Raw genomic sequence first — 13,043 nt, 5'->3', positions numbered from 1 at the left:
CGGAGGATTCTAGCGCTAATGGGGGGAAATTGCAGTAGACGACACACGAAAAGTGGGTCTATTGTTTGACGTAAATCAATTTTTTTGACCTAAATAAAGAGTGGCCCGCCATAGATAGAGCAGGCCAGATCTTGCCGTATTAACGCGTGGAGATACGCGATGTGCCAAGCGTATTCCGATTGTGAGGCTGGTATAAATCGACCTGTGGGCCAACCGGCACAATCTGTGTCGGGTTCAGCCAGGCAATACCGTAATAACCGGCTTTGATATGGTCGATATTGACCGTTTCCGCAATGCCTGACCACTGATACAGTTCGCGCAGGTAATTTGATAAGTGCGGATAGTCGGCAATGCGTTTTAGATTGCATTTGAACGCACCGTGGTAGGCCACGTCAAAACGTATCAGCGTGACAAACAGACGCCAGTCGGCTTCGGTCAGCGTATCACCCAGTATGTAACGATGGTTGCTCAGACGAGCGTCCAGGTCATCCAGCGTAGCGAAGAGTGTGGTGACCGCATCGTTATAGTGTTCCTGCGTTTTAGCGAACCCGGTTTTATACACGCCGTTATTGACGTTGTGGTACACGGTTTCGTTCCAGCGGTCGATCTCGCTGTGCAGTTCCGATGGGTAGAAATCGAGGTAGTTGCCTGTCAGATCGTTAAACTCATTGTTCAGCATGCGGATGATATCTGCTGATTCATTGTTTACGATACGGCCTTCCACCCGATCCCATAGAACAGGAACCGAGACCTTTCCGGTATAGTTCGGTACGCTGGCGGTGTACAACTGGTGCAGATAGTGAATCTCGCCTACGTGTTCGCCAGCATCCTGTGGAGCGTCAAATTCCCACCCGTTATCGGCAATACGTGGTTTGGCAATTGAGAGGGGGATAACGTTCTCCAACCCTTTCAACTTGCGGAAAATCAGCGTGCGTGACGCCCATGGGCAGAGATAGGAAACAAAAAGCTGGTAACGCCCAGCTTCTGGCACCAGTTCGGTTTGCCGAAATTTGGTTTCTTCGCGGTGGAATGCGCCGTTCTTGATTTCTTCCACTGCGACATCGCCGTTAACCCATTTGCCATCAACTAAGCCTGACATATTTTTTCCCCTGTCTATTGTTTTCAAGCCCCATTCTTTTGAAAAACAACTGCTTCGAAGATCGGTTATTTTGAAGATCAATTGTTTTCAAAATCAATGACGTTAAAAAATCAATGGTGTTGCAGGTGACCTGTGCCCGCATTTGATGCGGATGGAGACCTGTCATTATTGTAGGCTTGAAATGGTAACAGCCGTGGGAAAAGAAAAAATGACAAAATTTTCATTAAGTCGGACAGTATTTTTGACTGGCATGGGAGGGTGGCGGATAGCGCTCAGCCGCCAGCAGGCCGTAGGGCGCAGAATCGGAAACCTCGCCGTCCGCGATCCAACGCTGCTTTAACCGTTCTTCGAGATGGAAAACGCAGAGGTTATACCTCATTGCAGGAGGCGGCTTCCCAGCGATAGCCGATGCCATACACCGTGCGGATGAATGAGGTCTCTTCATCCAACTGTTCCAGCTTGCGGCGCAGGTTTTTGATGTGGCTATCGATGGTGCGATCGGTCACGACGCGATAATCATCGTAAAGCTTATCCAGCAGCGCCTCGCGTGAAAACACCTTGCCTGGTTCGCTGGAGAGCGTCTTGAGCAGGCGAAACTCTGCTGGCGTGAGATCGAGATTCTGCCCCAGATAGCTGGCCTGAAAGCCACTCTTATCAATTAATAAGGCCGTTTCAGTTTTCTCTGCGGCTTTCACGCCGTCGTTTTGCCAGCCACAGCGGCGCAGCAGCGTTCTGACGCGCACCACCACTTCACGCGGGCTGAAAGGTTTACAAATATAGTCATCAGCCCCAATTTCCAGCCCCAGCAGGCGATCGATCTCTTCGCTGCGCGCGGTGACCATGATAATCGGCACGTTGGAAAACTGGCGTATGGTGCGGCAGAGGGTCAGGCCGTCACAACCCGGTAACATCAAATCCAGCAAAATGAGTGAAGGGGAATGCTGCCGCACCCACTCGACGACATCATTGCCGTTGGGCAACCAGTGCGTGGCATAGTCTGCGGCCTGAAGGTAATCCACCAGCAGTTGCCCCAATTTGGGCTCATCTTCGACGATCAAAATGGGTGATGCCATAGCGAAATCGGATGCGGTTGTCATAGCTCTGCTTAGTTTCGGTTTCAGGAATAGCAATTAATCAGGTACGTGCGATGGAAGCTCAATGGTAATCATCACTCCCCCTAATGGTGAATGTTCAGCATACAGCCGTCCGTTATGTGCCTCAACGATATTATTGCAGATAGCCAGCCCCAGACCAGATCCGCCGCTGGCGCGGTTGCGTGAGCTTTCCGCCCGATAAAAACGCTCGAAAATCAGCGTGAGCTGCTCATCGGTTACGCCGGGGGCACTGTCCTGCCAGATAATGGCCCAGTGTTTATGTCGCTGAACAACGGAAAGGGTCAGTTGACCCTGTTCGTCAGTATAGCGCAGGCTATTTTCCAGCAGATTATTAAACAACTGGCTTAGCCGATCCGGGTCACCAAAAACGCCAGCCTGAAGCGGGAAATCGGTGGTCAGCGTAATCTGCTTTTTCTGGAAACGTTCATGAAACGCGGCGATAGCAATATGCAGGGTTTGCACTATATCCACAGACGTTTTGCGGTAGGCCAGCGCCCCGCGATCGGACAAGGTGAGCTGGTGCAGATCGTCCACCAGTTTGGTGAGTGTTGCGACCTCAGACTGGAGCGAATGCAGGGAATGCGCATCGGGCTTGCGCACGCCATCCTGCAAGGCTTCCAGCTCGCCGCGCAGCACCGCCAGCGGCGTGCGCAGATCGTGGGAGACATCGGCCATAAACGCGCGGCGTGACTGTTCGTTTTTTTCCAGCGTCTTGGCAAGCTGATTGAAATCTTGTGCCAGCCTGCCCAGCTCATCGTGCGAGCTTGCTGTTACGCGCGTGCTGAAATCTCCCGAAGCCAAACTGTGCATGCCGTTGACCAGTCGTTTTACGGGCGCGAGAAGGCCACGGGCGGTCAGCCAGGTGGCGATGATAGCCAGCAACATCGATAGCGCGGCAATCAGCCAACTGGTGCGCTGCTGCTGTTGATCGAAACTGATATCGGCGTTACGGGTCAGTCGTTCAACAGGCGAGGCGACAATCCAGCCGACGGTCTGATTTTGCACCTGAATCGGCTGCCAGGTGCCTTCATTAGGTATCGGTGCCGGCGATCCGAACAGCTTGCGTTTACTGGCATCCAGCACCCAAAGGCGCACTCGCCATCCCTGCATACTATTGTCGGTATCGGTGTCATTGTTCTGATCCATAGAGTGCAGCATCTTGAACACCAGACGCTCATTGTTGCGTAGGAATGACCAGCCGCCGCGCAGTTGGTATTGCTCCGCCAACGCATCGCGCAGTTGCGTAACCCGCTGCTCATTGCCGCGCTTAATGTAGTCGATAAAGCCACGTTCGAAACTGGCGCGCACGCCCCAGTGCATGGTCACTAGCACCAGCATGCAGGTGGCGAAAATCGCGAGAAACAGCTTGGCAGTGATTCCAAATTTCATAACGACCTCACGATTTACGCGTTAGCGTTGACTGTTTTACGGTGTCAGGTGGGACACGATTAAAAATCAGCGCCGGTAGGGCGATGATGATGACCATGCTGAGATAGGTGTAGAGAAATACCGTATGGGTTGCCCCACTTTCTGCCGCGATATGCGGCTGAGAAAACATGCCCAGTAGTATACCCGCGGTGCTTACTCCCAGGCTGGTGGATAGCTGCATGGTCATCGACAGCAGGCTATTGCCGCCGCTGGCGAGGGGATCTGGCAGATCTTTCAGCGTCAGCGTGTTCATGGTGGAGAAGCGAATGGCATTCACCGTACCGAGGAAGAACAGCACAATCGGGATCATCCAGATCCATTGCATAAGCGCGACCAGTGCAAACAGCGCCGTGACCAGTGCCAGCAATAACGTCGAGGCGACCAGCACACGCCGGTAGCCGAACCGATTGACGATCTGCACCACGACGCGTTTTATTCCCATACTACCAAGTACCATTGGCACCATCATCAGCCCGGCATGGAACGGGGAAAACCCCATTCCCAACTGCAAAAATAGCGGTGTCATAAACGGTAACATGCCGCTGCCAATACGAGCCAGAAGCCCACCGGTCAGGCCGATAGAAAAAGTATGGGTGTCGAACAGACGTAGATTAAACAGCGCCCGTTCGTTATGACGAGCGTGCAGCCAGTAGCTCAATAGTGCGATGAGCCCGATGGCGATCAGCGCGAAAATGGCAATTGGCGGAATACCGAGGCTACGGTTACCGTCCAGTGCTAGCGTCAGCGTCGCCATACCGACGGCAAGCCAGAGGAAACCGCTGACATCGAAGCGCTGAGTTTGCATAGTGTAATTGGGCATCAGGAACCAGGTTGCCAGCGCGCCGATAATGCCAACCGGCAGGTTGATAAGGAAAATCCAGTGCCAACTGGCGTACTCCACCAGAAAACCGCCGAGCGCGGGCCCCAACAATGGGCCGATTTGGCCGGGCAGCGTTACGAATGTCATTGCTGCCATATACTGATCGCGCGGGACAATCTTCATCACTGTCAGGCGTCCCACTGGCACCATCATTGCGCCGCCAATGCCCTGAATCACGCGGGAAATCAGCAACTCATCCAACGTTTCCGAACGGGCGCACAGTAGCGATCCCAGTGTAAACAGCAGAATAGCGGCGAAAAAGATGTTCTTCACGCCGATACGATCCGCCAGCCAGCCGCTGGCGGGCAGCATCACCGCGACGGTCAACACATAGGAAACGATCACCGAGTGCATATGCAGCGGGCTTTCATTCAGACTCGCCGCCATTGAAGGCAGCGCGGTATTCACGATAGTGGTATCCAGCGTCTGCATAAAAAAGCCGAAGGCGACGATCCAGAGCTGCCAGCGGACAGAGGCGGAATTGATCATTGTTTTCCTTGGCGTAAAAAATTGTACTGAGGCGTAAGTTGGCTCAAGGGTGAGTGGCATGGACGCCACGAAAGCCAGTGCCGCGCTGGGAGCGCGTCACTGGCGGCCCGTGAAGAGACAGCTTGCGGCGAAGGCACCGCGTAGCGGTACAATTTAGCGCCAAAAGCCAGGGTTCCAAGGGCGACGGCAATTGAGCCGCCCTTGGTCGGGCGCGTTCGGGGCGCTACTAGAAAAATGGTGAAGCTTGAGCGCACGAAACCTCCCCCTGAAATAGCATGTTATTAGATCTCTACCGTTGCTCATATTCCGTCACAATACTGGCAAATCCCTCTCCGGGGCTTTGCGCCGCATCATCCTCAGCTTGTCGAAAAACAGATACACCACCGGGGTGGTGTACAGCGTGAGGATTTGGCTCATCACCAGCCCGCCGACAATCGTGATGCCGAGCGGTTGACGCAACTCTGCGCCGTCACCGCTGGTCAGCACCAGCGGCAGGGCACCAAACAGTGCGGCTAATGTGGTCATCATAATCGGGCGGAAACGCAGAAGGCAGGCCTGAAAAATGGCATCCCGCGCGTTCAGCTTGCCGCTGCGCTGTGCCACCAGCGCGAAATCCACCATCATGATCGCGTTCTTCTTCACGATCCCAATCAACAGCATGATACCAATCAGTGCCACCAGACTAAACGGTACGCCAAACCACTCCAGCGCCAGTAGAGCACCTACGCCCGCCGAGGGCAGGGTAGACAGAATTGTCAGCGGATGCACATAGCTCTCATACAGCACGCCCAGCACGATATACACCGTGATAATTGCCGCCAAAATCAGCAACAGTTGGGAAGACTGCGATTGCTGGAACGCCTGTGCCGTACCGGAGAACTGGCCGCGTACCGACGATGGCACGCCCAGCGACGTCATGGTTCTTTCTACCGCCGCCGTCGCAGTGGAAAGATCGGTGCCTTCAGGCAGGTTAAAAGAGATGGTTGACGCGGCAGAGAGCCCCTGATGGTTCACCGACAGCGGCGCGTTGATCGGTTTCCAACTGGCGAAATAAGAAAGCGGAATGGGTTTACCGTCGCTATTGATGACGAACATCTTGTTCAGTGAGCTGACATCCTGCGTATAGGCATCATCCACTTCCATCACGACCTTGTACTGGTTTAACGGCTGGTAAATGGTCGAAATCTGGCGCTGGCCGAAGGCGTTATTAAGCAACGCATTGGCGGCAGAGACGCTAATGCCTAACTGTGCCATCGCATCACGATCGTAGGTTAACGCCATTTCTGCGCCTTTATCCTGCTGATCGGAGTTCACATCGGCCAGTTCAGGCAGTTTGCTGAAAGCGGCACGAATTTTTGGCTCCCAGGTACGCAGTTCGCTCAAATCATCAGACAGCAGCGTGTACTGATACCCGGCGCTCGATTCCCGCCCGCCGATACGGATATCCTGCACCGGCATTAAAAACAGGTTGGCACCGGGTTCTTTTGCCAGCTTGACGCGCAGGCGACTAATGACCTGCTGCGCGGAAACATCGCGCTCGGACAAAGGCTTAAGCGAAATAAACATCGAGCCGCTGTTGGTGCGCGATCCCCCCGTAAAACCGTTCACGTTATCCACCGCGGGATCGCTGCTGACAATGGTCATGAAATTCTGGAGCTTCACCGTCATGGCCTGAAAAGAAATACTCTGGTCAGCCTGAATAAAGCCCATCAGCCTGCCCGTATCCTGTTCCGGGAAGAACGTTTTCGGAATACTGATGTACAGCCAGACGTTGAGTGCGATGGTTCCCAGCAAGAGCAGCAAAACCCAGCGTGCATGATTGAGTACCCACTTCAGCGATCGCCCGTAACCTTGCTGCATGGCGAGCAATACGCGATTAAACCCCTGGGTGCGCGGCTGGCTGCGTTTGGGAACCGCGCGCAGCAGTCGTGCGCACAGCATTGGCGTCAGCGTGAGCGAGATCAGCAGAGAAATCATGATCGCCACCGACAGCGTCACGGCAAATTCGCGGAATAGCCGCCCCGGCAAGCCGTCCATCAGCAGGAGCGGAATGAACACCGCCACCAACGACAGACTCATGGATAACACGGTGAACCCGACTTCTCGCACCCCCTGAAGCGATGCCTGGATCGGCTTCATGCCGGCTTCAATGTGGCGGGAAATATTCTCCAGCACCACGATGGCATCATCTACCACGAAACCGGTGGCAATGGTGAGCGCCATCAGCGACAGGTTATTCAGGCTGAAGCCGCACAGGTACATGGCGGCGAAGGTGCCAATGAGTGATACAGGAACGGCCAGCGCCGGAATCGCCGTTGCCCGCCCAGAACGTAAGAACAGGAAGACGACCAGAATAACCAGCGCGACGGCGATAATCAGTGATTGCTCCACTTCCGCCAGCGAGGCGCGAATGGTGGGGGAACGATCCTGCGCGACATCTAACTGAATTTCGGCAGGCAGGCTGGCACGTAGTTCCGGCATCGCGGCACGGATATTGTCTACCGTGGTAATAATGTTGGCATCCGGCGAGCGGCGAATCATCACCAGAATCGCCGGTTTCGCGTTCGCCATTCCTGCGTTGCGGGCGTTTTGTACCGAATCTTCCACTGTGGCAACGTCGCTCAGGCGAACGGCGGCTCCGTTGTTGTAGTGGATAATCAGCGGGGCGTAAGCATCGGCAGTTTTGAGCTCATCGTTGGTTTTTATCTGCCAGCTTTTCTGGCTGTTTTCCACATTTCCCAACGGTCGGCGCACATTAGCCTGCGCGATGGTCTGCCTTACGTCGTCGAGGGAGATACCCTGATTAAACAACGCCACCGGATTCAGCGCCACGCGCACTGCGGGGAGCGAGCTTCCGCCAATAGAGACATCACCAACGCCTTCCATCTGAGAAATTTTCTGTGACAGTTGGGTGGATGCGAAATCGTACAGTTGGCCTTGGCTGTAGGTGTCCGAGGTCAGCGTCAGAATCATGACCGGTGCGTCGGATGGGTTGACTTTACGGTAAGTCGGGCGGTTGGACATACCCGACGGCAGCAGGTTCTGTGCGGCGTTGATGGCTGCCTGAACATCGCGCGCCGCGCCGTTGATATCCCTGTCGAGGTTAAACACCAGTATGACGCGCGTACTGCCGAGTGAACTGGTGGACGTCATTTCATTGACGCCTGCAATTCTTCCGAGCGCGCGTTCCAGCGGGGTTGCGACGGCAGAGGCCATGGTTTCCGGTGACGCGCCAGCCAGCGAGGCGCTGACTGAAATGACCGGGAAATCCACCTGCGGCAGCGGCGACACCGGCAACAGGCGGAAACCTAATACGCCACAGAGCGCGATGGCCAACGTCAACAGCAGAGTGGCGACGGGGCGGTGGATGAACAGGGCGAAGAACTTCACTCGGTTTCTTCCTCCTGACGCGGTGCATGACGGAAACGCGCCGCCAAACGGTCAAACAGCAGGTAAATGACCGGTGTCGTAAACAGCGTCAGAATCTGACTCATGATCAGGCCGCCGACCATACAAACGCCTAGCGGCTGGCGCAACTCCGCGCCGACGCCGGTGCTCAGCATCAGCGGTAGCGCACTCAGCAAGGCAGCCATCGTTGTCATCAGGATCGGCCGGAAACGTAACAGACAAGCCTGATAAATGGCGTCATACGGCGTCATGCCCTGTTCTCGCTCCGCCGCTAGCGCGAAGTCGATCATCATGATGGCGTTTTTCTTCACGATCCCGATGAGCAAGATGATCCCGATAATGGCGATCACATCCAGCTCATTCCCCGCCATCATCAGCGCCAACAGCGCGCCGACTCCTGCCGTTGGCAGCGTAGACAAGATGGTGATCGGATGGATAAAGCTTTCGTACAGCACGCCGAGCACAATGTACATCGCGACAATCGCCGCGACGATGAGCCATACGGTGCTGCTCAGCGCCGACTGGAACGCCAGCGTACTGCCTTGAAAACGGGTAGTGATATCCGCAGGCAGATTCATCTGCTGTTCGGCCAGCGTGATGGCATCAACCGCTTCACCCAGTGCGTAGCCGCTGGCGACGTTGAAAGAGATTGTCGTCGAGGGGAACTGGTCGATATGGTTGATCGCCAGCGGCCCCTGACGCTCTTCGATAGTGGCAATGCTGCTGAGCGGAATTGTGCCGCCATCGCTGCTGATCAGGCGCACGTCGTTCAACGCGTCCAGACCGGTATTGTTGGTCGTATCGTGTTCCAGCACTACGCGGTATTGGCTGGCCTGCGTATAAATAGTAGAAACCAGACGCTGACCAAAAGCGTTATACAGCGCACTGTCGACCTGTGACATCGTGATGCCCAGACGACTGGCGCTGTCGCGATCGACGTTGACATAAGCAACCGCCGCCCCGTCTTGCCAGTCGCTGCTAACATCCTCTAGCTGCGGTAGCTTTTTCAGTTCGGTCATTAGCTTCGGCACCCAGACGCTCAGCTCATCCAGCGACATCGCCTGCAACGTAAACTGATATTGCGTGCGGCTAATTTGGGTGTCGATGGTGAGATCCTGCACTGGTTGTAGATACAGTTGAATGCCGGGGATCTGGGCAGTTTGCTGTTGCAGGCGACTGATGATCGCCTGAACACGCTCACTACGTTCACTGAGCGGTTTCAGGTTGATTTGCAGTCGACCGCTGTTCAGCGCGGTATTCGTACCATCGACGCCGACGTATGAGGAAACGCTCTCTACCGCGGGATCCTTCATGATAATGGATGCGACGCGCTGTTGGCGGTCGGCCATATTGCTGAACGAGACCGTCTGCGGTGCCTGTACCGTGCCCTGAATAATGCCGTTATCCTGTATTGGAAAGAAGCCTTTCGGGATCCAGATATAGAGCAGGATAGTGAGCAACAGCGTACCGAGCGCGACGCTAAGCGTCAGCCACGGGTGATTGAGTACTTTACGTAGCCAGATGCCGTAGACAGTAATCAAACGCGTGAAGAAACGTTCACTGGCACGGGTAAAACGGTTCTGTTTACTCAGCGACTGATGGCTCAGCATCCGTGCACACATCATGGGCGTCAGCGTGAGCGACACAACGGCGGAAATCAGGATCGACACCGCCAGCGTCACGGCAAATTCGCGGAACAAGCGCCCGACGATATCACCCATAAACAGCAGTGGGATCAGCACGGCGATGAGGGAGAAGGTTAGAGAAATGATGGTGAAGCCGATTTCTCCCGCCCCTTTCAGCGCGGCGTTAAGCGGTTTTTCCCCTTTTTCGATATACCGGGAGATATTTTCGATCACTACGATGGCATCATCCACCACGAAACCGGTGGCAATGGTGAGCGCCATCAGCGTCAGGTTATTGATGGAAAAACCGAGGAAATACATGGCGGCAAAGGTGCCAACCAGCGATAGCGGTACGGCAATGCTTGGGATCAGCGTAGCGACGGCGTTACGCAAAAATAGGTAAATCACCATCACGACCAGCGCGATCGCCAACAGTAATTCGAATTGGACGTCTTTCACCGAGGCGCGAATGCTGGTGGTGCGGTCAGTCAGCGTAGTGACCTCGACGGCGTTCGGCAGACTGGCTTTTAACGCGGGCAGCATCTTGTTAATGCTGTCCGTGGTCGTGATGACGTTGGCACCCGGCTGGCGCTGAACGTTGATAATGATCGCCTGCTGCCGATTCGCCCAGGCTCCGAGATGAGTGTTCTCGGCGGCTTGCTCAATAGTGGCGACATCCTGAAGCCTTACCGGTGCGCCGTTTTTCCACGCAACAATCAGCTTGCGGTAATCATCAACGGATTTCATCTGATCGTTGGCGGAGAGCGTCACCGAGCGTGTTGGACCATCCAGACTCCCCTTGGCGGAATTCACGTTGGCGGCGGTAATTGCGGTGCGAATGGTTTCGCTGGTCAGGCCGTAAGCCGCCAGCGCCGGCGCGTTTAGCCTTACTCGCACGGCTGGCCGCTGGCCACCGGCTAACGATACCAGCCCGACGCCCGCGACCTGCGAAATTTTCTGCGCGATGCGGTTATCTACCATGTCCTGCACCTGCGTCATCGACATCGCGGTGGAGGTGACAGCCAGCGTCATAATTGGCGGGTCTGCCGGATTCACTTTGCTGTACGTGGGGGGATAGGGTAGATCGCTTGGCAGCAGGTTGCTTGCCGCATTGATGGCGGCCTGCACATCCTGTTCTGCGACATCCAGCGACAGCTCAAGTTGGAACTGAAGCGTGATGACGGATGCGCCGCCTGCGCTCTGCGTCGACATCTGTTTTAGTCCGGACATCTGGCCGAACTGCCGTTCCAGCGGCGCGGTAATCGCGGAGGTCACCACATCCGGGCTAGCCCCTGGATACAGGGTAACAACCTGAATTGTCGGATAATCAACCTCAGGCAACGCTGAAACGGGCAGCGCCCGATAGCCAATGATACCGGCCAACAGAATGGCGAACATCAGCAGCGTAGTCGCGACGGGGCGTAGAATAAACAGGCGTGACGGCCCGCCTCCGTTGGCTGGAACGGTGTCCTGCATCAGGATTTCTCCCCAGCGATTGCGGGTGTTTTCTCCGTCAGCGTAGAGGGAACCACTTCCACTTTGCTCCCTTCGGTCAGACGATCGATGCCGTCAGTGACAACCTGAACGTCGGCATCCAGTCCGGCGGTCACCACGACCAGTTGGCCGTACTGAATACTGGTTGTAACCTGACGCTTACTGACCTCGTTCTTATCGTTCAGAATCCAGACGAAGCGGCCTTCATTGCCCATTTGCACGGCGGCGGAAGGCGCTACGACGGCGTCTTTCAGCGTATCGACCTTCATGCGGATGTTCACAAACTGATTCGGGAACAGGGCATCATCCAGATTGTCAAAACGCGCTTTGAGCTTGATCGTCCCTGTGGTGGTGTCTATCTGGTTATCCATACTGAGCAGGCTACCCTGCGAGAGTATCTTCTGATTGGCGCGATCCCAGGCTTCCACCACGGGTGGCTGACCTGATTTCTGTGCGCTAATAATGGTGGAGATTTCCGCTTCCGGTACGGTAAAGACGACATCAATAGGGTACGTCTGCGTAATCACGACAATACCATTGGTGTCGCCGCTGGTGATGTAATTCCCCACATCGACCTGTTTTAAACCGATCCGCCCGCTGATCGGCGCGGTGATCTTGCTGTAATCCAACTGGAGCTGTGCGCTGGCTACGGCACCGTCATCGGCTTTTAACGTGCCTTCCGCCTGACGCACGGCGGCGGTTTGCGCATCCAGTTCCTGACGGGAGATCAGGTTGGTTTTCACCAGTTGCTGATAGCGCGCTAAATCCTGCTGAGCGTTAGCCAGCACGGCCCGATCTTTTGCCAACTGCCCCTGTGCCTTTGTCAGTTCAACCTGAAAAGGACGAGGATCGATTTCTGCCAGCAGGGCACCAGCCTTAACCTGCTGCCCTTCCTGAAAGTGCAGTGCCATCAGTTGCCCGTTCACCCGACTGCGTAGCGTCACGGTATTGGCTGCCAGCACGGTGCCTAAACCGGACAGGTAATAAGGTACGGAGGCAGATTGCGTCAGCGCAGCCTGCACCGGAGCCAATGTGCGCATGGCGGCGCGACGTCCACCACCACTGTTGCTGCCCGAATGTGACGTGCGGGCGGCATGCTGTTCACTCGTGCCGGAGGCGACAGGCGATGTCTGGGTAAAATGGCGCCAGATCAGTACAGCAATAGCGATAACGGCGGCAAGTACCAGCAGGCCTCGGATACGTTTAGCATTCATAGTGGTGGATTACTCTCTCCAGGTTGTGCGGGAAGCACGATCTACCCGTCATACTTCACGCTGCATGTGCATTGGCTATCATACTCAGCGTGTTATTGGACCAATGGCCACGTGCCGATCGTTTAAGAACCGAGATACACGGAGTGACCACGGGGCGAGGTGTCCTTGCGGGAACCTCATCCCCGTGTTTCTCCTAAAATGAGGCTTAAGCGATCAACATTAGCCAATGGCCGCATTTTACTAGTTTAAACAAGGGATGCCGGACAAAAATGAAGGAAATATGGAAGATGT

The 13,043-nt window shown here is 55.3% G+C and carries 7 protein-coding genes; all 7 read right to left on the bottom strand.

Going from position 1 to position 13,043, the window contains the following annotated elements; translation table 11 throughout:
- Positions 1-139: 139 nt before the first annotated feature.
- The 7 genes from A7983_RS01745 to A7983_RS01715 all read right to left on the bottom strand — a co-directional run bounded on the left by A7983_RS01745 (position 140) and on the right by A7983_RS01715 (position 12,752).
- Positions 140-1,099, bottom strand: a complete 960-nt coding sequence (locus A7983_RS01745; protein WP_005970089.1) for a glutathione S-transferase family protein — start codon at positions 1,097-1,099, stop codon at positions 140-142.
- A 368-nt stretch (positions 1,100-1,467) separates the two neighbouring features.
- Positions 1,468-2,196 carry an envelope stress response regulator BaeR gene (gene baeR, locus A7983_RS01740; RefSeq protein ID WP_005970088.1) on the bottom strand — a complete coding sequence of 243 codons (729 nt, stop codon included), beginning with the start codon at positions 2,194-2,196 and terminating at the stop codon, positions 1,468-1,470.
- 33 nt (positions 2,197-2,229) lie between these two features.
- Complete coding sequence (gene baeS / locus A7983_RS01735) at positions 2,230-3,603, bottom strand: envelope stress sensor histidine kinase BaeS (protein ID WP_005970086.1); 1,374 nt, start codon at positions 3,601-3,603, stop codon at positions 2,230-2,232.
- A 7-nt stretch (positions 3,604-3,610) separates the two neighbouring features.
- Positions 3,611-5,071 carry an MFS transporter gene (gene mdtD, locus A7983_RS01730; protein ID WP_071531115.1) on the bottom strand — a complete coding sequence of 487 codons (1,461 nt, stop codon included), beginning with the start codon at positions 5,069-5,071 and terminating at the stop codon, positions 3,611-3,613.
- Between the two features lie 249 nt (positions 5,072-5,320).
- On the bottom strand, positions 5,321-8,401 hold the full coding sequence (gene mdtC, locus A7983_RS01725; protein WP_005970084.1) for a multidrug efflux RND transporter permease subunit MdtC: 3,081 nt from the start codon (positions 8,399-8,401) through the stop codon (positions 5,321-5,323).
- Positions 8,398-11,520 carry an MdtB/MuxB family multidrug efflux RND transporter permease subunit gene (locus A7983_RS01720; RefSeq protein ID WP_005970083.1) on the bottom strand — a complete coding sequence of 1,041 codons (3,123 nt, stop codon included), beginning with the start codon at positions 11,518-11,520 and terminating at the stop codon, positions 8,398-8,400. The genes mdtC and A7983_RS01720 overlap by 4 nt, the downstream gene beginning before the upstream one ends.
- The gene (locus A7983_RS01715; protein WP_005970082.1) at positions 11,520-12,752 is read right to left on the bottom strand and encodes an MdtA/MuxA family multidrug efflux RND transporter periplasmic adaptor subunit; all 1,233 of its coding nucleotides are present in this window, start codon (positions 12,750-12,752) and stop codon (positions 11,520-11,522) included. The genes A7983_RS01720 and A7983_RS01715 overlap by 1 nt, the downstream gene beginning before the upstream one ends.
- Positions 12,753-13,043 lie beyond the last annotated feature (291 nt).

This window comes from Pectobacterium wasabiae CFBP 3304, from assembly GCF_001742185.1.
In the GTDB taxonomy this organism is placed as follows: domain Bacteria; phylum Pseudomonadota; class Gammaproteobacteria; order Enterobacterales; family Enterobacteriaceae; genus Pectobacterium; species Pectobacterium wasabiae.
The sequence above is the reverse complement of the archived record's forward strand: the minus strand, read 5'-3'. Positions and strand labels throughout refer to the sequence as shown.

Excerpts from the sequence above, each read along its gene's own strand:
- A7983_RS01745 (WP_005970089.1), bottom strand. The coding sequence starts at position 1,099 with ATGTCAGGCTTAGTTGATGGCAAATGGGTTAACGGCGATGTCGCAGTG.
- baeR (WP_005970088.1), bottom strand. The coding sequence starts at position 2,196 with ATGACAACCGCATCCGATTTCGCTATGGCATCACCCATTTTGATCGTC.
- baeS (WP_005970086.1), bottom strand. The coding sequence starts at position 3,603 with ATGAAATTTGGAATCACTGCCAAGCTGTTTCTCGCGATTTTCGCCACC.
- mdtD (WP_071531115.1), bottom strand. The coding sequence starts at position 5,071 with ATGCCACTCACCCTTGAGCCAACTTACGCCTCAGTACAATTTTTTACG.
- A7983_RS01720 (WP_005970083.1), bottom strand. The coding sequence starts at position 11,520 with ATGCAGGACACCGTTCCAGCCAACGGAGGCGGGCCGTCACGCCTGTTT.
- A7983_RS01715 (WP_005970082.1), bottom strand. The coding sequence starts at position 12,752 with ATGAATGCTAAACGTATCCGAGGCCTGCTGGTACTTGCCGCCGTTATC.